This window comes from Paenalcaligenes sp. GW821-LYS-B07-1 (genome assembly GCF_058803365.1).
Genome location: NZ_CM179516.1, coordinates 328,010 through 348,093, shown reverse-complemented (window position 1 = coordinate 348,093; position 20,084 = coordinate 328,010). Strand labels below are relative to the sequence as shown.

The following is a 20,084-nucleotide window of genomic DNA, read 5'->3' as shown; positions in this document are numbered from 1 at the left end:
CATTATGAAACTTGCTACCCTGAAACAAGGTGGCCGTGATGGTACCCTGATCGTTGTAGACCGGACATTGACACGCTACACGCCCGTGCCCCAGATCGCTGCCACCCTGCAAGCTGCCCTGGATAACTGGGAGCAGGTTGCACCTCAGTTGCAAACCGTTTACGACGCATTGAACCGTAACGAAGTGGCTGATGCAAAACCCTTTGATAGCCAAGCGGTGCACTCTCCATTGCCACGCGCTTACCAGTGGGCAGATGGTTCTGCTTACGTGAATCACGTTGAATTGGTACGCCGTGCTCGTGGTGCTGAGCTGCCAGCCTCGTTCTGGACTGACCCATTGATGTACCAAGGCGGTTCAGACTCTTTCATCGGCCCACGTGACGATATTCCTGTTCCCTCTGAAGAGTGGGGTATTGATCTGGAAGCGGAAATCGCTGTGATTACTGGCGATTTGCCTATTGGTGCTACACCAGAACAAACAGCAGGTGCTATCCGTTTGCTGATGCTGGTGAATGACGTATCGCTGCGTAACCTGATTCCTGGTGAATTGGCTAAAGGTTTTGGTTTCTTCCAATCCAAACCCGCTTCTGCTTTCTCGCCTGTAGCGGTGACACCCGACGAACTGGGCGATGCATGGCAAGACACCAAAGTACACCGTCCTTTGACTGTGCACCTAAATGGCAAACTGTTTGGTAACCCAGATGCAGGCACCGACATGACCTTCAACTTTGCGCAACTGGTGGCACACGTCACCAAATCTCGCGAAGTAGAGGCAGGTTCTATCATTGGTTCGGGTACGGTATCCAACAAACAGGGCAACCTGCACGGTTCTTCCATTGAGAACGGTGGCGTAGGTTACTGCTGCTTGGCGGAAGTACGTATGTACGAAACCATTGAAACTGGTGCGCCACAAACACCTTTCTTGAAATACGGCGACACTGTGAAAATCGAGATGCTGGATGCGCAAGGCCAAAGCATTTTTGGCTCTATTGAACAACGCGTAGTACCAAACTCCTAATCCACTAGGTATGCCCGTCTGCCTCACGCAGGCGGGTAGCCCTCACCGGCCTAGATCCCATGAAACTATATAGTTATTTCCGCAGTTCTGCGGCATATAGGGTTCGTATTGCCCTCGCATTGAAAAAACTGCCTTTTGAGATCATCCCTGTGCACCTATTGCAGGATGGCGGACAGCAATATCAGCCTGCGTATTTGGCAAAAAACCCTATGGGCATAGTCCCCAGTCTGGAAACCGATGATGGCCTGACACTGACGCAATCGTTAGCGATTATCGAGTATCTGGATGAGACCCACCCAGACGTCGCTCTACTGCCTGCTACGCCCGCTGAACGCGCGCGTGTGCGTGCATTGGCGTTAACCATTGCCTGCGATATTCACCCTATCAACAATCTGCGTATCTTGAAGTATTTGCAGAACACCTTAGGTGTGGATAACGATCAGAAAACCGAGTGGTATTTGCATTGGCTGAAACAGGGTTTGGCTGCCGTGGAAACCATGTTGGCGAACGATCCACATACTGGTACGTTCTGTCACGGCGATACGCCCGGGCTGGCCGACTGCTGCTTGGTGCCCCAGGTTTTCAACGCCAAGCGTTTCAAGCTACCTATGGAAGACTACCCTACGATTAGTCGCATCGTAGACGCTTGCGAAGCGCTACCAGCATTTCACCAAGCTGCCCCAGCACAGCAACCCGACGCTGAGGCATAAAATCGTATTCATCGCACACGCTGGGGACTGCAGGAATACTTTTTGTGATTTGAGACACCAAATCAAAAAAGTTTCCTCTCCGTCCCCTGACTGTTCTGAATGTGGTGAGGTTTCAGCGTCTTTGCTTTCTACTTAGCAACCCCAAACGCTACGGACCACGGTTAGGTTAGCTAAGCCCTGTTACTGGCACACTGGCACCGTGAATGGCACTCGCATCTTCGGATGCCAAAAAGCCAATAACTGCCGCCAATTTTTCAGGGCTTACCCAACGAGCTGGATCTGCATCCGGCATGGCATCACGGTTTTGAGGCGTGTCGATAATCGTAGGCAATACGCAGTTCACGTTAATGCCTTTTTCACGTAGCTCAGCTGCCATGCTTTCTGTGATACGACTTACTGCACTTTTTGCTGCAATGTAGGCGCCCATATCAGCCAAACCTTGGCGTGACGCAAAAGCCCCTACGTTTACCACCTTGCCACTACCTTGTTGCAGCATGTGCGGTACCACTGCCTGCACTGTGTGCAATACCGTCATAACGTTCATGTCGTATTGCTGCTGCCAAGCGGCTAAGGGTGTAGCATGCACGGGCTCACCCATGTGAAAGCCACCCGCCACATTGCACAGCACATCTATACGTCCGAAGCGTTTGACAGCTTCGGCCACACCTTGCTGCAAGGCTTCTGGCTGCATTAAATCAGCCTGAAGGTAATACACGTTATCGCCTTCTGGAGCCACTGCTTCCAACGCTTTACGATTACGTGCCACCAGTACTAAGCGCGCACCTTTTTGCGCAAAATGCTGCGCTACAGCCTGCCCTAAATTACCGCTAGCACCACTAATCATCACCACAGGTGAGTGCGTATTTTGCATGTTTACTTCCTAACTACGGTAAGAATCCAACCTGCCGCTTATTTCGCCACAGGTTTTTTGTTTGCATGGTAACGGCCCGAACCACGGTGATACACCTTATCGTCAGCCAAAATAGTACCGGGGTCTAAATCAGGGCGCGTTGCAATGCGATCATAGACTGGCTGGAAATCAATGGCCGCTAACTCCAGCAACGCATCCAGATCCTTGATTACAAAATAGCTTTCTTGGAAATCATCGATACGGTAATTGGTACACATCACCCTGTCTAGATCAAACGCGATACGGTTAGGCGAGTCGTCTTCCAAACTAAAGACGCTTTCGGTGCGAGACGATGCAATACCCGCACCATAAATGCGTGGCGCACCATCTTCCAGCACTAAACCAAACTCTACGGTGTACCAGTACACGCGAGCTAAACGGTGCAATACCCCTAATTCTTTAGCACGTAAACCACCCTTGCCGTAGGCTTGAATGTAATCCGCAATGGCGGGGTTCATCAGCATGGGAACATGACCGAACACGTCGTGAAACACGTCGGGTTCTTCTAGATAATCCAGCTCATGAGCCTTGCGTATAAATTGCCCGGCAGGGAAGCGTCTATTGGCTAAATGCTCAAAGAACACATCATCAGGTACCAAGCCTGGCACCGCCACCACTTGCCAGCCAGTGTGCTTCATCAGCACTTCGCTAAGCTGCTCAAAATGTGGAATTTTGTCGGCAGAAATAGGCAGCTTTTTCATGCCCTCTACGAACTCTTTGCATGCACGTTGAGGCAACAATTTGGTTTGTCGCTCAAACAGCGTTTTCCATACACTGTGCTCGTCTGCCGTGTAGCGATCCCACCCTTGATCAATGGTCCAATCTGCGCGTTCGGGCTGAAAACTGTCGCCCGCTGCCAAGCCATGCTTGGCGCTATCCAACGTACTGCTTTGTGTTTCTACCATGTGGGTATCCTCCTGCTATCAAACCTGCATCAGGCCTGATCAGCTGATGCAGCGCATCGAGCAAACACAGAGTCAATAATATGGGCCAGCGCGATGTCGCGTTGGCTCAATCCATCAGCATCATGTGTGGTCAACACAATCTCTACTCGGTTATAGACATTGCTCCACTCGGGATGATGATCATGTTTTTCAGCATGCAACGCCACTTGCGTCATGAACGCAAACGCTTCAGTAAAGTCATGCAGCACAAACTGGCGTCGAATCAGCCCGCCGCGTTGTGCTTCATACTGCCAGGAAGGCAACTGTTCTAATGCTATTTGTCTTTCCTGGTCATCCAATTTCAACATGATCATCGTTCCTTGATGGTTACAAGCGGCGTGGCTTATTCAGCTGTTGCTGTGCCCAGCACACCGCGTTCAATTTGGTCACGCTCAATGGACTCAAATAGTGCTTTGAAGTTTCCTTCGCCAAAGCCTTCATCGCCTTTACGTTGGATAAACTCAAAGAACACTGGGCCTAGCAACGTACCAGAGAAAATTTGCAGCAGCAGACGTCGTTGACCACCTTCAGCCGTACCATCCAACAAAATGCCACGTGCCTTCAACTCGTCAGCGTTTTCACCATGCCCGGGAATACGCGTCTCTAGCATTTGATAGTAAGTAGCTGGTGGCGCTTTCATGAGCGGCACACCGGCTTTAATCAACTGGTCTACACCATGGAAAATATCATCACACAGCAGCGCAATATGCTGTATGCCTTCCCCGTTGAACTGCAGCAAAAACTCTTCGATCTGCCCAGACCCTTGAGCTGACTCTTCATTAAGAGGAATACGAATTCTACCATCTGGGGCTGTCATGGCTTTGGAAACCAGACCGGTGTACTCGCCTTTGATATCGAAGTAACGGATTTCACGGAAGTTAAACAGTTTCTCGTAAAAATCAGCCCAGAAGGACATACGACCACGGTACACGTTATGTGTCAGGTGATCGATAAATTTGAAGCCATAACCTACAGGATGTGGGTCTACGCCTTCAATAAATTCAAAGTCGATGTCGTAAATGGAATGGCCATCTTGATAACGATCAATCAAGTACAACGGCGCGCCACCAATACCTCGAATGGCAGGCAAACGCAGCTCCATTGGGCCAGTTTCAATTTCGATGGGTCTAGCACCCAGTTCTAGCGCACGCTTGTAAGCATGGTGAGAGTCGCGCACACGGAAAGCCATACCACAGGCGCTAGGGCCATGTTCAGCTGCAAAGTAGGCCGCTTCGCTATTAGGCTCACGGTTGACGATGAAGTTGATGTCACCCTGACGGTACAACGATACGTCTTTAGAACGGTGGCGAGCCACTTCGGTAAAGCCCATCAATTCGAAAGTTCGCTCCAGCAGACCTGGCTCTGGAGAGGCAAACTCCACAAACTCAAAACCATCCAGCCCCATTGGGTTCTCAAACAAATCCGCCATAGCTTTCTCCTGAAGAAAAGACTTTTAGATAGACTTATTTTAAGACTCAAGCACTGCACTAAAAATGCAAAGACAGCTCAGTTAAACCCTATAATACGCAGTAATCCTGCAAAAATTAGATAATTGGTTAAAGATATGAATGATTTTAAGCTAGACAAGGCCGACATTCACATACTACGCCTGTTGCAACAACAAGCACGCGCTTCTTTTGACGAACTCTCCACCCAAGTAGGGCTGTCCTCATCTGCCGTTTTACGTCGTGTAAAACGTCTGGAAAAAGAAGGTGTGATTCAGGATTACCGGGCCACCATACGCCCTGAAGCCATAGGCATAGGTCTGACAGCCTACATTAACTTGCGTCTGGAAAAGCAAAGCTCGCACGCCAAAAACAGCCCGCGCGAAATGTTCAGGTCACTGGTGCAATCGTGGTCTGAGGTGACAGGCTGTGTGGCTTTGGCGGGAGAAATGGACTACATGCTGTGCGTGGTCGTGCGCGACATGGCGCACTTTTCACGCTTTTTATCTGACAAGCTACTACGCCACGAGATCGTTCGTGATTGTCGTACCAGCTTTGTATTGGAATGGGTAAAAGAAGAAAAAGGGCTACCTATCTAGCCCTTTTCTTATTACTTAGCCACCCACGGGACTACACAACTCCACCAAGGTGCCGTCGGGGCAGCGCACATACGACACGGCTTGCCCCCACTGTTTGATAATAGGCGCTTCAAGCTCTATAGCCCCTGCTTTTAAGGCTTTTTGATGGGCTTTCAGCACATTATCAGTCACAAATGCGACTTCTATACCCAGCGGTTTTTCTGATGTATGCGCCTCTACGTGGCCAGTTGAAAAGTTCATTTCACCCAACGTATGCGCGGCAAATGCCAGTGTAGTTTGGCCAGTTTCTAACTCGCCATAATCACCAGATTCGGCCAAGAATCGACGTTTAAAGCCGAAAGCTTGCGTAAAAAAACTCAATGATGCATCCACATCAGGCACATAAATAATCGTGTAGCCAAACTTCATGCTGCTCTCACCCAATGCGTGTCACATTACTCGTAATTGCGTAACCAACGATCAATTTCACCTGCCAACGTACGACTCGCGTTTGCCAACGCTTGTGCACCACCTGCAGCGTTAGCTTCGGGCGCATCAATAGCACTGACAAAGGTACGTTGTGCCAAGAGTTTGTCACCTGTTGCACCAGGTTCAACCAAGGTGGCACGCAACTGCACAACAGCTTTGCTGTGTTGATCGTCTTGGAAGATTTGCTCGAAGTTTTCTATGTCTACACGCAGCACCAATGGATACTGATCACCTGCTCGCATACGCGTCACACTGAATTCGCTATCCAGAATAGGACGCCCTTGTTCCAACTGCTGGCGCAGTTGCAAGCCAAACAATTGTTCAATAGGACGGCTCCACCGGGCTTCTTGATAGGCACGTAATTGCTGATCCACATTCGCAAAACGGTACAACATCGCTGTGCTACCCGGAATCAAGCCTTGGCCAGTAATCGCGGCAACCATCACTGGACGCTTACCTACTGGTAGGTCTACAGGTTTGCTAATTGCTGGGCCCAAATCGTATAACGTTGCCGTTGCTGGGGGTTTAGGTAACACCGAGCACGCAGACAGCACTACTGCCCCTGCTAACAGGCCTACTTTGAGAGCTATGCTTTTCTTCATGGAATTTAGTTTTCCTTGTGTCGCAACCATTTTTTATCCTCCTATCAGTTCGCAGCAGGCGCTCTAAAACCACGCTCACCTGGGCCTGGCTGACTACTATCTGGGCCATACAGGAAACGTTGTGGGTTGCTGGACACTTGATGCATCAATACTTTGACTTCTTGTACTGCACCACTGACTTCTTCCATCATGCGTTGCAAGCTTGGCAGGGTAGCATTACCCAGTTCCGAGCCCACTACAGACAAGGACTGTGCCGCCTGCTGCAAATTCGGAATGACACCTCCCGGAGCGCGCATATTTTGCACAATACCGCTTACGTCTTGGCCCATTTTGGCCAGATTACCCGCAGCCTGACGTATGACTTGCATGTCGGTTTCAATGTCTTTAGCAATAGTTGCCACTACTGGCTTTAAGCCTTCCATGACATCCGCCGCATTTTGCGCAGCCGCCCCCATCCCTGCGATGGACTGCATTAATACCTGCTGGTTTTCTTTACTCAGCAATGCATTCAGACTCACCACGGTTTCTTGGATTTCGCCCAGGAACTCTGGCCCCATTTCCACCAGACGACTTAACCGTGAAGGGTGCATTTCCAAGCGTTTAAACCCACTAGCAGTTTCTCCCAACGCAGGCTGTGCTACAGCGTCATCATCCAATTCTATGTACGCTAACCCCGTCACCCCTTGGTATCCCAACGTAGCATAGGTTTTGGCAGAAATAGGGGTAGATTCTTCCACTTTAATATGGATGATCACCATACCGTGATGCTCGTCGTTAAACCCTATAGAGGCCACACGCCCCACCGTTACCCCTTTGTAGCGTACGGCAGCTTGCGGTTGTAAGCCTGTCACAGCTTGCGTGCTGGAAAGCTCATAATCCACGTAAGTACCCTGATCGCGGGTCAGCCAATATGCCAGCAAGCTCAATAGTGCTGCAACGACCAGCACAAAAACGCCAGCTGCCATGGCATGTGATTTATTTTCCATTTAATTCGACTCCGGATGCTGCGTCGAGACGGTCTGTGCCGTCGCTGAAGATTGCATGGGTTCGCGTGCGCGACGGCCTCGTTCACCCAGAAAAAACTGTTCTATAAAAGGATGTTTGAACTGCACTACTTCGTCGGTAGTACCTTCCACAATCACTTTCTTTTCTGCCAACACGGCCACCCTGTCACTCAACGCGTACAAGGTATCCAAATCGTGAGTTACCATCACCACGGTAAAGCCCAACTCTTTGTGCATCGCTAACAGCAATTCACAAAACTCGTCTGAGCCGCGTGGGTCCAGACCTGCAGTAGGCTCATCCAGCAGCAATAAGGGCGGGTCCATAATCAACGAGCGCGCCAACGCCACACGTTTGATCATCCCACCCGATAAGTCAGAAGGCATACGTGAAGCATGTTCAGGCTTTAACCCTACCATCTGTAGCTTCACCATCGCCGCATCGCGTATGACTTGCTCGGGCAAACTTTGCTGCTCACGCAACGCAAAGGCCACGTTGTCCAGCACATTAAATGCCGAATACAACGCACCACGTTGAAATAGCATCCCTATGCGTGCCGACGCGCCCTCTGGGGGTAATGATGCTGGGTCTTGCCCATCAATACGCACCGTTCCTTTGGTAGGACGTGTTAACCCCAAGATATGGCGCAGCAATACAGTTTTACCGGTACCTGAACCACCCACAATCGTGAGTATTTCACCGCGACGTATTTGTAAATCTAAATCTTGGTGCACAGCAAAAGCTTTGTCGCCCGTGCCAAAAACGGTCCACAATTTTTTAATATCTACCAAGATATCGCTATTTTTCTCTGCGGCTTGGGCCTGTGTCTGATGCATGACTTAGAACCCCACGCTTTTAAACAAGATCGCAAATACCGCATCAAGCAAGATAACGGCAGTAATAGAGGTCACCACCGATGCAGTGGTACCCGCACCCAAACTTTCCGTATTGGGTTTCACCCACAAACCCCAGTAACAACCTATCAGGGCAATCGCCGCACCAAACACGGCAGACTTAGCTGTGGCTAACCACACGTTGGCGACCTGCACCGCGTTTGGTAGTGCTTGCGCAAAGTACGCAGGCGATAAACCTAAACTGGCTTCAGATGCCCACATCCCCCCTAGTAAGGCAGCCAATGTGGTCCACACACTTACCAACGGCATGGCAACAGCCAGTGCTAATACTCTGGGCATCACTAGCCTATAGCCGTGCGCAATACCCATCACCTGCATAGCGTCTAACTCTTCGTTAACCCGCATCACGCCTATTTGTGCAGTAATGGCAGAGCCTGACCTACCTGCCACCAAAATAGCGGCTAACAACGGCCCGAGTTCCCGTATTAACGAGATACCCAAAATATTGACGATAAACGCATCGGCACCAAACTGGCGCAATTGCAGCGCCAATAAATATGCCACCACCACACCAATCAAAAAGCCCACCAACGCGGTAATGGGTAAGGCTTGTGCGCCCATTCTGAACAAGTGTGCAGAGAAATCATGCCACGGGCCACGTGATGGACGGCGAATCAACTTCAGCACATCCAGCAATAACTGCCCCAACAACCTAATCATGCCTTTAGCGTGATTCAGGCCGTTAAACGTCATGCTCCCTAATGAAACAAATGCACGCTGCAAGAGTGAACATTGGGGCTCACTAACAGGTTCTACTGTGAGCTCTGCCACACGCTCCAGAATGGCCTGCTGAATATCTGTAGTTTGTAATTGTTCTGGCCATTGCCGTCCCCAGCAATCCCACAATATTTGGGCAGACACATAGTCTAGCCCTTGAGCTTGGGTCAGATCCCAGGAGATCGGCGTACTGCCTGCAACCTTACGTAATTCGGGCAGCAATCGTTTGCTATGCTTTTCGTCACTTAATACGCCTGCCTCCCACTGGCCTTGCAAACGCACGACGGTCGTTTGCCCAGAGGTTTCGGTTACGATAACGGCATCCTGGGTAAGCCCCATATATCACTCTATCCTGTATTTTGGCCCACGCTATTTTAACGGTAAGAAACAAAATCGGGGCAGTGTGCATTGTCACAGAATTTAATTTGTAGCCCGTAGTAAAATCAGCCCACCGAATCACCCCATATAAAGGTAGAGATATGGCACGGGATATGACCTCCCTTCCGCACAATCCACCTCCTGTAGGCCAGGCTATTCAAGCCATTCGTAGCCAACAGAAGCTCTCTTTGGATGCCCTCTCTAAACGCTCTGGGGTGTCCAAATCCATGCTGTCGCAAATAGAACGCAATTTGACCAATCCTACGATTGCTGTGCTGTGGAAATTGGCGCAAGCACTGGATATCAGTGTGGGAGATATTTTGGGTTTGGGTATGCAAGCGGTCTCGGCAGCGGAACCTACCATTACCCTGCAATCCGCTCATGCAACGCCTGTTATCAAAAACAAAGATGGCACCTGTGAGCTACGCATTTTGGGGCCCATAGATTTGGCAGGCACTACCGAATGGTATGCCTTAACCGTGGAGCCTGGTGGCGTGCTGGCTTCTGATCCCCATGAAACCGGCACCCGAGAACACTTAACGGTGCTCTCAGGGCTCTGGAAAGTACAGTCAGGTAATAGCGAGCAGCAACTGCAAACAGGCGAAACAGCCCGGTACCCCGCTGATCAGCCACACGTGATCAGTAATATTGGGGATACCACCGCCACCGCGTGGCTAGTGGTGGAATCCATACGACGTTAAGCCGCTTTGCTAAGCCTTGCTTGGCTAGCTGCTACAGGCGTGTTGAAAATATAACCGCGTCTGGCTACACGTAATACCGCGCCCAACATGTCTTCGTTTTTCTGATTCTTTTCCATCGTGGGCACGGTTGCATCCAAAATAATCACATCAATGCTGTGTTCTTCCAATGTATGCAGCTCAGAAGATGAACACTGTTTAACACGATGCAGATTAGCGGGTCGTAGCAACCCATCCAAATGACGCGTATGACAGGAAGACGCACTAAAGGCTTCCAAATCAGAGCCTAGAAAAAGAATATCCATGATAGTCATGCCCCTCAAGCACCAACAATTCAGTAAAACGAACAATGTTCTATATATAGAACGTAAAATTCATAATATAGAACGACATTAAACAGATCAAGCGCTTCCTGAAATAACGCAGCCAAACACCCACAATGCAGTTGAAGACTGCAGTTTCAACACACTTTTTGACACCTAGGCATGCGCATAGCCGTGGTATTCTGCATTTTTCTTTTTAGCTTCATTCAACTCTATGCCAGAAGAATTGCTTGCCGTATCCGGAGACTTATTAATCAAGTATTCCATAGGTCTAGGTATTGCATTATTTTGTTTGTTCGGTGCGTTATGGGCTGACGTACGACTGAAACGTAAACAAAGTCTGACGCGCAAAATCACCTTTCACGTCATACAAAGCGCCTTTCTGTGCTCGCTTGCGTTAACAGTGAACCAATATGCTGAATACGCCATCGTGGACTACAAGCTGCGTACAGCCAGCACCAGTGTCATTGATTTCATCACCGTATTAGTAATCGCGCTGATTGTTCTGCGGCAAATATCGCTGCTGATTACCCTCTTTGAAAAACACCAAATCAGCAAAGGTAGCGATCCTACATCTACACGTGTGATTGCCAGAATGCTGAAAATCGCCTTGTTTGTGGTGCTGCTGTTGATGTTTGGTGAGCACTTCGGGCTAAGTTTGTCGGGCTTGATGGCTTTCGGGGGTATTGGTGGTATCGCTATCGGTATGGCCGGTAAGGATATCCTGAGTAATTTTTTCTCAGGGGTAATGCTTTACTATGATAGGCAGTTCAATATAGGAGACTGGATTAGCTCCCCCGACCGTAATATTGAAGGTACGGTAGTAGAGATTGGCTGGCGTATTACCAAAATTAAAACCTTTGATAACCGCCCGCTGTATGTGCCCAACTCACTGTTTTCGACTATTAGCGTGCAGAACCCCGGGCGCATGACTAACCGCCGTATCAATACGCAAATTGGCTTGCGCTACGAAGACTCCGCCAAAATCCGCGTGATTGTGGACGAGATCAACGCCTATTTACACAGCAATACCGACGTAGACCAAACCCAAACCATTTTGGTGTATTTCGATGCCTTTGCTGACTCGTCGTTGAACATCATGATTTACTGCTTCACCAAAACCACCGCCTGGGCAGAATGGTTAGGTATACAGCAAGATGTGTATTTGAAGATCATCGATATCGTGCAAAAACACGGTGCTGATTTTGCTTACCCCACACAAACGCTGTACGTAAATAAACAAAGCATTCCTGCCTCCTAAGGCCATAGCAGCCCCCTATCAAAACCAACATCAAGGGAAATCCCGGGTGTTGGTTTTTTTTGTCTCCCTATATCTTTGATCAAAGATCAAAAATCATATTAATTTTAGGTGAGTGCATATGGACGCACATCTTCCCGGTACAACAGGGCCTATTGTTCGCACTTCCGTGCACGACGCGGTGTATCAGGTACTGCGCAACCGCATCATGCACGGCGTATACCGTGCTGGTCAGGTGTTGGGCATACAGGAATTGGCCGACAACTTAGATACCAGCACCATGCCTGTACGCGAGGCATTGCGTCGTTTGGTGGCTCAACAAGCACTAGAACCTATGCGCAGCCGTTCTTCTCGTGTACCGCTGATTACCCTTGAACGCCTCGAAGATTTGCGCCGCTCACGTGTGCTGATTGAAGGCGCGGTCACACAATGGGCCACGGGCAATGTCAGCGAACCAGATTTAGAGCTGCTTACCCAACTTGCCAAAGACATACACCGCAGCCGCAGCCAACCTGACGGTATGACCACCAGTTTGGAACTGAATAGGCAGTTTCACTTCTGCATTTATCGCTACGCTCAATCTCCCGTCATGCTGGGCATGATTGAAAGCCTATGGCTGCAATCTGGTCCCTATTTACGTGAAGTGCGCGAGCACTGCGGGCCAGAACGTACCCCTATTGATGATCACCACGAAACCATCGTGAATGCACTGCGCAACAGAGACGCCAAGGCCGCCCAAGAAGCCTTGCAAGCCGACATCAGTTGGCCTTTTGAGCAGTTGCTGCAATTACAACAACCTACAGCCTAAGCCTCATCGGAGGAGACATTCCATGTTGCACAAACACCGTTCCCGCGTCGTGACCAGTGGCCCCACCCGCGCGCCACACCGTGCCTTTTTACGCGCCACAGGTATGGATGACCATTCGCTGGAGCAATCCTTTGTAGGTATTGTGAGCACCACGGGTGATAACACACCCTGTTCCATGTCATTAGCCCCACAAGCTGACCACGCCCGTTTAGGCGTGGCGGAAGGCGGTGGTGTGCCCATCAGTTTTTCTACTATTTCAGTATCAGACGGCACATCGATGAACCATGCGGGTATGCGCATGAGTTTAGTATCCCGCGAGACCATTGCCGACAGCGTAGAACTGATGGTGCGTGGCCATGCTTATGATGGCTTAGTGGGGTTTGCTGGATGCGATAAAACCTTACCCGGCATCATGATGGGTATGGTACGCACCAACGTGCCTTCGGTATTTGTGTACGGTGGCTCAATGCTGCCGGGTTTTGATGCAGAAACCGGCCAAGACAGCACCATTTTGACCACTATAGAAGCGGTAGGCCGTTACCAAAGTGGCACCATCAGTTTGGACCAACTACGCGGTATTGAATGCAGCTCATCCCCTACTGCTGGCGCCTGTCCGGGTCAGTTCACAGCCAACACTATGGCGATGGTAGGCGAAACCCTGGGCTTGTCATTGCTAGGCTCTTCCATGACGCCCGCGGTCTACAGCAGTCGCTTGGCTTTGGCACGCCGTGCTGGTCGACAAGTGATGTCTATCTTGTCTACCGGCGGCCCACTACCTCGCGATTTAGTCACCAAAAAAAGCTTGGAAAACGCCTGTGCAGTCGTCGCCGCGACCGGTGGTTCTACCAACGCAGCGTTGCACATCCCCGCCATTGCTAACGAAGCGGGTATTCGTTTCACACTGGAAGATGTAGGCCGTGTGTTTGAGCGCACACCATTAATTGCGAACCTGCAGCCCGGCGGCTTGTATCTAGCGCGTGATTTGGATCGCATCGGCGGCACACCAGTGGTGCTGAAATCCTTATTAAAAGGTGGCTTCTTACACGGCGACACTCTCACCATTGAGGGCAATACACTGGCTGAAGCGCTAGAACACTTCCCCGACCCTGACAATAAAATCGTCTTCCCTTGTTCTCAGGCATTGCACCCCACCGGCGGCGTGGTCGTACTCAAAGGCAATCTGTGTCCCGATGGCGCGCTGCTAAAAATTGCTGGTCTGAAATCGCTACAGTTCACCGGCACAGCCCGAGTCTTTGAAAACGAAGAATCCTGTATGAAAGCGGTCTCCACGCAAGCCTACCAAGATGGCGATGTGCTGGTGATACGTAACGAAGGCCCCATGGGTGGCCCCGGCATGCGCGAAATGCTAAGCGTCACAGCAGCTATCTACGGCCAAGGCAAAGGCGAAAAAGTAGCCTTACTAACAGATGGCCGTTTTTCTGGTGCTACCCGTGGCATGTGTATTGGTTACGCCAGCCCTGAAGCCGCAATGGGTGGTGCTATAGGCTTAATCCAAAACGGCGACACCATTCACATTGATGCCGCTACCCGCAGCCTGAACTTACAGATCAGCGATGAAGAACTCGCTTTGCGTCGCGCCAACAAACCTGCGCTGGAGCGTGCTCCTTTAGCTGGCGTACTAGAGAAATACGCAAAATTGGTAGGCCCAGCCAACGAAGGGGCCACCACACATTCCGGCAATCTGGATTGGCCCTATGATCCAGCGGAGGGCGAGGAATGAAACTAGCTTTCTGCGGTTTAGGCTTAATGGGCACAGCCATGGTGAAGCGGTTATTAGCCGCAGGACATCAGGTTAATGTGTGGAATCGCTCCCCTGCTAAAGCACAAGCAATGGCAGTGCTAGGGGCAACCGCATGCCGCACGCCTCAAGAAGCGGCTACGGATGTAGACGGCGTATTACTGTGTTTGCTGGATGCCACAGCAGTACAGGAAGTGGTGTTTGGCGAAAATGGTGTGGCCCACGCCCCCAACGTATCATGGGTGGTAGACCATTCCAGCATCGCCCCAGCTATCACTCAGCAACTGGCTGAACGGCTGCAACAACAGTGTCAGGCTAACTGGTTAGACGCCCCCGTTTCCGGTGGTGTGGCGGGCACCGAGCAAGGTACATTAACCGTGATGGTAGGCGGCGAAGCAACCGCGTTACAGCAAGCATCACCTGCTATCTTGGCCTATGCCGCTCGTATCACCCACATGGGTGACTCCGGCACCGGCCAAACTGCCAAACTGTGCAACCAAACCATTGTGGCTGCTACGCTAAACGCCATCGCCGAAGCCTTAAGCTTAGCCCGCGCTGCTGGTATGGATGCGGCCAAACTACCCGAAGCCCTACAAGGTGGCTGGGCGGACTCCAAACTGCTGCCCTTATTTACGCCTCGCATGCTGCAAGCACAACACCATAGTGTGGGTGCGTTAGACACCATGCTTAAAGACATAGACAGCGCTTTAGACTTAGCCAAGCAAACCCGTACCCCTACCGCGCTCGCCGCAACAGTGCAGCAAAACCTGCGGCTAGCCAGCGCCTTAGGGTTAGGGACCGCTGAAATTTCAGCGCTGGTGTGTCTGAGCCACCCTGATAGCTTGCCTACATTTCAGGCACAAGCGTAGCCACAGGAGCCAGCCACCATGCGTTTTGCTGCCAATCTCAGCTTGTTATTCCCAGAACATGTGAGCTTTGCGGAACGCTGTGCACGCGTTGCCGCTCAAGGCTTCAGCTATGTGGAAATGCTGTTTCCCTACGATTTGCACCCGCAAGAATACTTACTGCCCTTAGAAGACCACGGACTACAGCCACTACTGATCAACACCCCTATTGAGGCTGATCATTTCGGGTTGGCTGCCCTACCCGAAGCCAAAGAGCGTTTCAAAGCCGACTTTGATCGCGCCTTGCACACCGCATACAGCTTAGGCGTACCCGCTATTCACGTTATGGCTGGCATTACGCAGCATATAGATACCCAGCACTGGCAAGACACGCTACAAGAAAACCTTAGCTACGCTTTGAACCAAGCGGCTGGCACCGGCATCACCTTGCAACTGGAAGCACTCAACCGTCGTGATTTACCTGGTTATGCCTACTGGAACCCCGCTGATGTGCTGACTATTGTGCAGGCGATGAACTCCCCTCAACTCAAGCTGCAGTTCGACTTCTATCACAGCTTAGTAGAAGGCTTACCGCTACTGGAAACCCTGCAATCATGCCGAGATGTGGTGTCTCATGTGCAAATTGCTGATCCTGCTCAACGCCATGAGCCTAACCTGCAACAGCACCCGGAAATGCTGCAAGCCCTGCTCTATCTACTAAACACGCACTACCTAGGCAGCATAGGTTGCGAGTACAAACCCGCCGCTACATTTGAGCAAGGGCTGAAGTTTCTCGTGATCTTGCAGCAAGCCGGCTTATGCACCACGCCGGAGCACACATCATGCACATAGTCATCACCGGTGCTGCCGGTTATATAGGCCATGCGCTGACTCGTTGGTTATGCACGCAAAGCCATTTTGCGGACCAAGCCATCACGCGCTTAAGCCGCACGGATCTAGCGCTACCGCCCATAGAGCACGCCCCCACATTTCTACACGATGTAGAGGGTGACATCTGCCAAACCACGGTACGCGAGCAAGTATTGGCTGAACCTGCCGATTATGTGTTTCATCTAGCCGGCATCACCAGCAAACGTGCCGAAGAAAACCTGCGTTTAAGCTTGGAGGTGAATCTACAGGCGTCGATGGCTTTGCTAGAAGATCTGCGCCACCAAACGCATAAAGCCACAGTGGTGTTTACCAGTTCTATTGGCGTGTTTGGTACGCCATTGCCTAGCCACATTACTGATCAAACCCCTATACAGCCTACCTTAAGTTATGGCACGCATAAGCGCATGGTTGAGCTGCTGATTGCTGATTACAGCCGTCTTGGTCACATCGATGGTCGTTCGGTGCGCTTACCCGGCATTATTGCCAGACCACTACAAGCCATAGCTGCCTTATCCAGCTTTTCCAGCGACGTTGTACAGCACATGGCTGCCGGTACGGCCTATACCTGCCCAGTGTCGTCTGATGCAGCGAACTGGTTGATCTCTTTACCCTGCTGTCTAGCGCAACTGCTGCATGCGGCCGTATCGCCAGCCTCGGCTTGGCCTACTAGCAGAGTAGTCACCTTACCCGCATTACGCGTACTTACGGGCGAGTTGGTGCAAGGGTTAGCACAACGCTATGGCGCTGATCGCAACGACTTAGTGAGTTGGCAACCTAACGCCGACATAGAAGCACAATTTGGCCGCTGGCCCACCTTGGACACCACCCTCGCTAACCAACTTGGGTTCACCCATGACCACACGATTGAAAACCTGATACACAGAGCCCTGCTTACCACCCCATCAGCTTGATACATATAAAACATAGAGACCACAAGGAGACTTATTATGCTGAAACTCTGTAAAAAACTGCTGTACTGCTCTGGCCTAGCACTTGCGCTAAGCAGTGCCCATGTTGCTCATGCCGCCCCCACAGAATTAACCGTATCGGTCTGGCTTCCACCTACCCACTCGTTGGTTGCAGGCTTTATCGTGCCGTGGTTAGCCGAAATAGAAGAACAAACCGAAGGCCGCATTAAACCTCGCTTACTACCCAAGCCGGTCACCAACCCTGCGGGCCACTACGATGCCGCACGTAACGGTTTGGTAGACATCACCTTTATCTCACACGCTTATTACCCAGGCCGTTTTGAACTGACCAAACTGGCGTCTTTACCCTTAACCGGCGATCACGGCGAAGCGCGCTCTGTTGCGGCATGGCGCATTTACGACCAATACCTGAAAGATGCTGGCGAGCACCGTGGCGTCAAACTACTTAGCATGTATGGCCACGGCCCGGGCTTAGTGATGACGGGCAGCAAACCTATCCGCACTATTGAGGACTTTAATGGTCTAAAAATACGTGTAGGTGGTGGTATGGCTGCTGACGTAGCCCAAGCGCTAAACGTGAATCCCGTCGTCAAACCCGCTCCCGACTCCTATGAGCTGCTGAGCACCGGTGTAGTAGATGGACTGTTCTTTCCTGGCGAGTCGTTGGCGGCCTTTAAGCTAGACGACGTGGTGCGTTACATCACTCGCTTCCCCGGTGGGCTTTACGGTGATTCTCATGGTCTGATCATGAACCAAAATGCCTACGACAGCCTAGATCCACAAGACCGTGAAATTCTGGATAGGCTCAGCGGAGAGTATGCCGCTCGCATGGCGGGCGCTGCCTGGGGTGGCGCGGATGCGGGCTCACTCAAAGCGGGCCAAGAAAAAGGGGTAGAAATCATAGCGGCTGACGAAGCACTCGTGGCAGCGGTACGCGAGCGCACTCAACGCTTTGAGCAGGCCTGGTTAGATGCTGCAGCGGCCAAGAATATTGATGGCCCAGCGGTACTCGCCGAGTTCCGCGAGCAACTGCAACAGTTGGATGCGGAAATAGACAGCCGCTCTTAATCCCTGCGACTCAATCAGGAAATCATGATGAATGCTCTGCTTCGTCCTGTGCTGTGCGTCATACGACGCATCGCCGAAGTGACACTCTTTCTGATGATGTGCCTCACCATGCTGGACGTGGCGGGACGCTATTTCTTCAATTTCCCGGTGATTGGCTCGGTAGAGCTAACCGAATTGCTGATGGTAGGCGTGATCTTTTCAGGCATCGCCCTATCGTCAGCCGCTAAAGGCCATATTACCGTCGACTTGGTGGCGATGGCACTGCATGGCCGTACTCGTTGGCTACAACGTATTTTGGGTGACCTGATTTCGTTAGGCATCATAGGGTTGCTAGCTGTCGTGAGCTGGGGAAAAGCCGCTGAAATCGCAGACTACGGTGACAAAACGGCCGTTTTACTGTTGCCCATTGCCCCTGTTGCTTACTTCATGGCAGTGATGCTTAGCGTAACCACGCTGTATCACCTGCTGCAACTTCTACAAACCATTTTCCAAGGGCTACATCATGACTGAAGCGCTGTTAGGCTTTGCGGCCATGCTTGCCCTTATCATGCTGCAAGTACCCGTGGCGTTTGCCATGGCACTGGTAGGTTTGGTAGGTACAGCACTGATACGTAACTGGTCATCCGCCTACGCTATGGCGGGCTCCATGGTGTATGAAAGCGGTTTCCAATACACCTTGTCTGTGCTGCCGTTGTTCATTTTGATGGGCAACTTCATCACCCAAGCCAGATTATCCAAAGAGCTGTATAACGCTGCTCACGCTTTCTTGGGCCACCGACGCGGCGGGTTGTCGCTCTCTACCATTTTGGCCTGTGGTGGGTTTAGTGCCGTGTGTGGTTCTAGCTTAGCAACGGCTGCCACCATGTCCAAAGTGGCCTACCCAGAAATGCGCCGTTTTGGTTACGACCCTGCTCTGGCCACGGGCTCTATTGCAGCGGGTGGTACGTTAGGGATCTTGTTGCCGCCTTCCATTGTGATGGTGGTGTACTGCATTTTGACCGAGCAAAGCATTGGCAAAATGTTTGCAGCAGGCTTGATTCCCGGCGCCTTAGCCATCTTGCTGTATTTGCTGGCATCGGCATGGGTAACGTGGCGTAATCCTAATGCTGGCCCCGCAGCGGGTGAACGCCAAGGGTGGGCAGCACGCTGGCAAGCTATCAAAAAAGTATGGGGCTTGCTGGTACTGTTCGGCATTGTGATGGGCGGCATTTATGGCGGTATTTTCACCTCTACCGAAGCCGCTGGTATTGGCGCTTTTGGTGCCATGCTGTTCTCGTTACTACGCGGCACCTTAACGTGGCGCAGCCTATCCGAAGTATTAATAGAATCCACCCAAACTACCGGCATGCTATTCATGGTGATTATTGGCGCGTTGCTGTTTGCCAATTTCATCAACTTCACCTCACTGCCTGATGACCTCAAAACCATGGTCATGCAGTTTGACCTTAGCCCGTACACCGTCATCATTCTGATCAGCCTGCTTTATATTGTGCTGGGCGCTGTACTGGAAAGCATGTCCATGATTTTGCTAACCGTACCCGTGTTCTACCCTCTGGTTCAGTATCTGGGTTTTGATCTAATTTGGTTTGGCATTATCGTGGTGGTGGTCACGGAAATCAGCTTTATTACGCCCCCTTTCGGGATGAACGTCATCGTCTTACGTAGCCTATTACCTGAGGTTCCTTTAGCTACCATGTACCGTGGTGTGATGCCTTTTGTGTTTGCCGACATCATCCGTTTGGCAATCTTGATTGCCTTCCCCGTACTGTCGCTGTACCTACCTCGCTATTTAGGCTAA

The 20,084-nt window shown here is 51.1% G+C and carries 23 protein-coding genes; 13 read left to right on the top strand and 10 right to left on the bottom strand.

Going from position 1 to position 20,084, the window contains the following annotated elements; all coding sequences use genetic code 11:
• Positions 1-4 precede the first annotated feature (4 nt).
• Positions 5-1,018, top strand: coding sequence for a fumarylacetoacetate hydrolase family protein (locus AC3QL0_RS01685; protein WP_430221620.1), 1,014 nt, complete (start codon positions 5-7; stop codon positions 1,016-1,018).
• 59 nt (positions 1,019-1,077) lie between these two features.
• Positions 1,078-1,728, top strand: coding sequence for a maleylacetoacetate isomerase (gene maiA / locus AC3QL0_RS01680; RefSeq protein WP_493009784.1), 651 nt, complete (start codon positions 1,078-1,080; stop codon positions 1,726-1,728).
• Positions 1,729-1,894: 166 nt separating this feature from the next.
• On the opposite strand, the gene AC3QL0_RS01675 is transcribed toward maiA, so the two are convergent.
• Genes AC3QL0_RS01675 through hppD form a run of 4 tightly spaced genes read right to left on the bottom strand, consistent with a single transcriptional unit; the run spans position 1,895 to position 5,011 of the window.
• The gene (locus tag AC3QL0_RS01675; RefSeq protein ID WP_493009783.1) at positions 1,895-2,599 is read right to left on the bottom strand and encodes an SDR family NAD(P)-dependent oxidoreductase; all 705 of its coding nucleotides are present in this window, start codon (positions 2,597-2,599) and stop codon (positions 1,895-1,897) included.
• A 38-nt stretch (positions 2,600-2,637) separates the two neighbouring features.
• Positions 2,638-3,543 (bottom strand): phenylalanine 4-monooxygenase, encoded by a 906-nt coding sequence (gene phhA / locus AC3QL0_RS01670; RefSeq protein ID WP_493009782.1) that lies wholly within the window; start codon positions 3,541-3,543, stop codon positions 2,638-2,640.
• 29 nt (positions 3,544-3,572) lie between these two features.
• The gene (locus AC3QL0_RS01665; RefSeq protein ID WP_493009781.1) at positions 3,573-3,890 is read right to left on the bottom strand and encodes a 4a-hydroxytetrahydrobiopterin dehydratase; all 318 of its coding nucleotides are present in this window, start codon (positions 3,888-3,890) and stop codon (positions 3,573-3,575) included.
• A 35-nt stretch (positions 3,891-3,925) separates the two neighbouring features.
• The gene (gene hppD, locus AC3QL0_RS01660; RefSeq protein WP_493009780.1) at positions 3,926-5,011 is read right to left on the bottom strand and encodes a 4-hydroxyphenylpyruvate dioxygenase; all 1,086 of its coding nucleotides are present in this window, start codon (positions 5,009-5,011) and stop codon (positions 3,926-3,928) included.
• A 135-nt stretch (positions 5,012-5,146) separates the two neighbouring features.
• Between hppD and AC3QL0_RS01655 the strand changes: the two genes are divergently transcribed.
• A complete protein-coding gene (locus AC3QL0_RS01655) occupies positions 5,147-5,626 on the top strand; it encodes an Lrp/AsnC family transcriptional regulator (protein ID WP_493009779.1) in 480 nt (159 codons plus the stop codon).
• A 15-nt stretch (positions 5,627-5,641) separates the two neighbouring features.
• On the opposite strand, the gene AC3QL0_RS01650 is transcribed toward AC3QL0_RS01655, so the two are convergent.
• The 5 genes from AC3QL0_RS01650 to AC3QL0_RS01630 are packed head-to-tail and all read right to left on the bottom strand — an operon-like array spanning position 5,642 to position 9,668.
• Positions 5,642-6,034, bottom strand: coding sequence for a VOC family protein (locus AC3QL0_RS01650; RefSeq protein WP_493009778.1), 393 nt, complete (start codon positions 6,032-6,034; stop codon positions 5,642-5,644).
• A gap of 26 nt (positions 6,035-6,060) precedes the next feature.
• Positions 6,061-6,696: an ABC-type transport auxiliary lipoprotein family protein gene (locus AC3QL0_RS01645; RefSeq protein WP_493009777.1), complete on the bottom strand. Its 636-nt coding sequence runs from the start codon at positions 6,694-6,696 to the stop codon at positions 6,061-6,063.
• A gap of 44 nt (positions 6,697-6,740) precedes the next feature.
• Entirely contained in the window at positions 6,741-7,682 is a 942-nt protein-coding gene (locus AC3QL0_RS01640) for an MlaD family protein (protein ID WP_493009776.1), read from the bottom strand.
• The gene (locus tag AC3QL0_RS01635; RefSeq protein WP_493009775.1) at positions 7,683-8,534 is read right to left on the bottom strand and encodes an ABC transporter ATP-binding protein; all 852 of its coding nucleotides are present in this window, start codon (positions 8,532-8,534) and stop codon (positions 7,683-7,685) included.
• A gap of 3 nt (positions 8,535-8,537) precedes the next feature.
• A complete protein-coding gene (locus AC3QL0_RS01630) occupies positions 8,538-9,668 on the bottom strand; it encodes an MlaE family ABC transporter permease (RefSeq protein WP_493009774.1) in 1,131 nt (376 codons plus the stop codon).
• A 140-nt stretch (positions 9,669-9,808) separates the two neighbouring features.
• Here AC3QL0_RS01630 and AC3QL0_RS01625 point away from each other — a divergent pair, with 140 nt between their 5' ends.
• Entirely contained in the window at positions 9,809-10,408 is a 600-nt protein-coding gene (locus tag AC3QL0_RS01625; RefSeq protein WP_493009773.1) for a helix-turn-helix domain-containing protein, read from the top strand.
• On the opposite strand, the gene AC3QL0_RS01620 is transcribed toward AC3QL0_RS01625, so the two are convergent.
• Positions 10,405-10,710: a hypothetical protein gene (locus tag AC3QL0_RS01620; protein ID WP_493009772.1), complete on the bottom strand. Its 306-nt coding sequence runs from the start codon at positions 10,708-10,710 to the stop codon at positions 10,405-10,407. The two genes, AC3QL0_RS01625 and AC3QL0_RS01620, sit on opposite strands and share 4 nt — an antisense overlap.
• 232 nt (positions 10,711-10,942) lie before the next feature.
• Here AC3QL0_RS01620 and AC3QL0_RS01615 point away from each other — a divergent pair, with 232 nt between their 5' ends.
• From AC3QL0_RS01615 to AC3QL0_RS01575, 9 genes are all read left to right on the top strand, one after another.
• On the top strand, positions 10,943-11,989 hold the full coding sequence (locus AC3QL0_RS01615; protein WP_493009771.1) for a mechanosensitive ion channel family protein: 1,047 nt from the start codon (positions 10,943-10,945) through the stop codon (positions 11,987-11,989).
• Between the two features lie 118 nt (positions 11,990-12,107).
• Complete coding sequence (locus AC3QL0_RS01610) at positions 12,108-12,794, top strand: GntR family transcriptional regulator (protein ID WP_493009770.1); 687 nt, start codon at positions 12,108-12,110, stop codon at positions 12,792-12,794.
• Positions 12,795-12,816: 22 nt separating this feature from the next.
• Positions 12,817-14,535, top strand: a complete 1,719-nt coding sequence (ilvD, locus tag AC3QL0_RS01605) for a dihydroxy-acid dehydratase (protein ID WP_493009769.1) — start codon at positions 12,817-12,819, stop codon at positions 14,533-14,535.
• Positions 14,532-15,422, top strand: a complete 891-nt coding sequence (locus AC3QL0_RS01600) for an NAD(P)-dependent oxidoreductase (RefSeq protein ID WP_493009768.1) — start codon at positions 14,532-14,534, stop codon at positions 15,420-15,422. The genes ilvD and AC3QL0_RS01600 overlap by 4 nt, the downstream gene beginning before the upstream one ends.
• A gap of 18 nt (positions 15,423-15,440) precedes the next feature.
• A complete protein-coding gene (locus AC3QL0_RS01595) occupies positions 15,441-16,250 on the top strand; it encodes a hydroxypyruvate isomerase family protein (RefSeq protein ID WP_493009767.1) in 810 nt (269 codons plus the stop codon).
• Positions 16,241-17,200: an NAD-dependent epimerase/dehydratase family protein gene (locus tag AC3QL0_RS01590; RefSeq protein WP_493009766.1), complete on the top strand. Its 960-nt coding sequence runs from the start codon at positions 16,241-16,243 to the stop codon at positions 17,198-17,200. The genes AC3QL0_RS01595 and AC3QL0_RS01590 overlap by 10 nt, the downstream gene beginning before the upstream one ends.
• Before the next feature lie 36 nt (positions 17,201-17,236).
• On the top strand, positions 17,237-18,286 hold the full coding sequence (locus AC3QL0_RS01585; protein WP_493009765.1) for a TRAP transporter substrate-binding protein: 1,050 nt from the start codon (positions 17,237-17,239) through the stop codon (positions 18,284-18,286).
• A 24-nt stretch (positions 18,287-18,310) separates the two neighbouring features.
• Positions 18,311-18,796, top strand: a complete 486-nt coding sequence (locus AC3QL0_RS01580; RefSeq protein ID WP_493009764.1) for a TRAP transporter small permease — start codon at positions 18,311-18,313, stop codon at positions 18,794-18,796.
• The gene (locus tag AC3QL0_RS01575; RefSeq protein ID WP_493009763.1) at positions 18,789-20,084 is read left to right on the top strand and encodes a TRAP transporter large permease; all 1,296 of its coding nucleotides are present in this window, start codon (positions 18,789-18,791) and stop codon (positions 20,082-20,084) included. Before AC3QL0_RS01580 ends, AC3QL0_RS01575 begins: the two co-directional genes overlap by 8 nt.

Bases quoted from the DNA above. Each gene is read 5' to 3' on its own strand.
- AC3QL0_RS01685 (WP_430221620.1), top strand. From the start codon at position 5: ATGAAACTTGCTACCCTGAAACAAGGTGGCCGTGATGGTACCCTGATC.
- maiA (WP_493009784.1), top strand. From the start codon at position 1,078: ATGAAACTATATAGTTATTTCCGCAGTTCTGCGGCATATAGGGTTCGT.
- AC3QL0_RS01675 (WP_493009783.1), bottom strand. From the start codon at position 2,599: ATGCAAAATACGCACTCACCTGTGGTGATGATTAGTGGTGCTAGCGGT.
- phhA (WP_493009782.1), bottom strand. From the start codon at position 3,543: ATGGTAGAAACACAAAGCAGTACGTTGGATAGCGCCAAGCATGGCTTG.
- AC3QL0_RS01665 (WP_493009781.1), bottom strand. From the start codon at position 3,890: ATGTTGAAATTGGATGACCAGGAAAGACAAATAGCATTAGAACAGTTG.
- hppD (WP_493009780.1), bottom strand. From the start codon at position 5,011: ATGGCGGATTTGTTTGAGAACCCAATGGGGCTGGATGGTTTTGAGTTT.
- AC3QL0_RS01655 (WP_493009779.1), top strand. From the start codon at position 5,147: ATGAATGATTTTAAGCTAGACAAGGCCGACATTCACATACTACGCCTG.
- AC3QL0_RS01650 (WP_493009778.1), bottom strand. From the start codon at position 6,034: ATGAAGTTTGGCTACACGATTATTTATGTGCCTGATGTGGATGCATCA.
- AC3QL0_RS01645 (WP_493009777.1), bottom strand. From the start codon at position 6,696: ATGAAGAAAAGCATAGCTCTCAAAGTAGGCCTGTTAGCAGGGGCAGTA.
- AC3QL0_RS01640 (WP_493009776.1), bottom strand. From the start codon at position 7,682: ATGGAAAATAAATCACATGCCATGGCAGCTGGCGTTTTTGTGCTGGTC.
- AC3QL0_RS01635 (WP_493009775.1), bottom strand. From the start codon at position 8,534: ATGCATCAGACACAGGCCCAAGCCGCAGAGAAAAATAGCGATATCTTG.
- AC3QL0_RS01630 (WP_493009774.1), bottom strand. From the start codon at position 9,668: ATGGGGCTTACCCAGGATGCCGTTATCGTAACCGAAACCTCTGGGCAA.
- AC3QL0_RS01625 (WP_493009773.1), top strand. From the start codon at position 9,809: ATGGCACGGGATATGACCTCCCTTCCGCACAATCCACCTCCTGTAGGC.
- AC3QL0_RS01620 (WP_493009772.1), bottom strand. From the start codon at position 10,710: ATGGATATTCTTTTTCTAGGCTCTGATTTGGAAGCCTTTAGTGCGTCT.
- AC3QL0_RS01615 (WP_493009771.1), top strand. From the start codon at position 10,943: ATGCCAGAAGAATTGCTTGCCGTATCCGGAGACTTATTAATCAAGTAT.
- AC3QL0_RS01610 (WP_493009770.1), top strand. From the start codon at position 12,108: ATGGACGCACATCTTCCCGGTACAACAGGGCCTATTGTTCGCACTTCC.
- ilvD (WP_493009769.1), top strand. From the start codon at position 12,817: ATGTTGCACAAACACCGTTCCCGCGTCGTGACCAGTGGCCCCACCCGC.
- AC3QL0_RS01600 (WP_493009768.1), top strand. From the start codon at position 14,532: ATGAAACTAGCTTTCTGCGGTTTAGGCTTAATGGGCACAGCCATGGTG.
- AC3QL0_RS01595 (WP_493009767.1), top strand. From the start codon at position 15,441: ATGCGTTTTGCTGCCAATCTCAGCTTGTTATTCCCAGAACATGTGAGC.
- AC3QL0_RS01590 (WP_493009766.1), top strand. From the start codon at position 16,241: ATGCACATAGTCATCACCGGTGCTGCCGGTTATATAGGCCATGCGCTG.
- AC3QL0_RS01585 (WP_493009765.1), top strand. From the start codon at position 17,237: ATGCTGAAACTCTGTAAAAAACTGCTGTACTGCTCTGGCCTAGCACTT.
- AC3QL0_RS01580 (WP_493009764.1), top strand. From the start codon at position 18,311: ATGATGAATGCTCTGCTTCGTCCTGTGCTGTGCGTCATACGACGCATC.
- AC3QL0_RS01575 (WP_493009763.1), top strand. From the start codon at position 18,789: ATGACTGAAGCGCTGTTAGGCTTTGCGGCCATGCTTGCCCTTATCATG.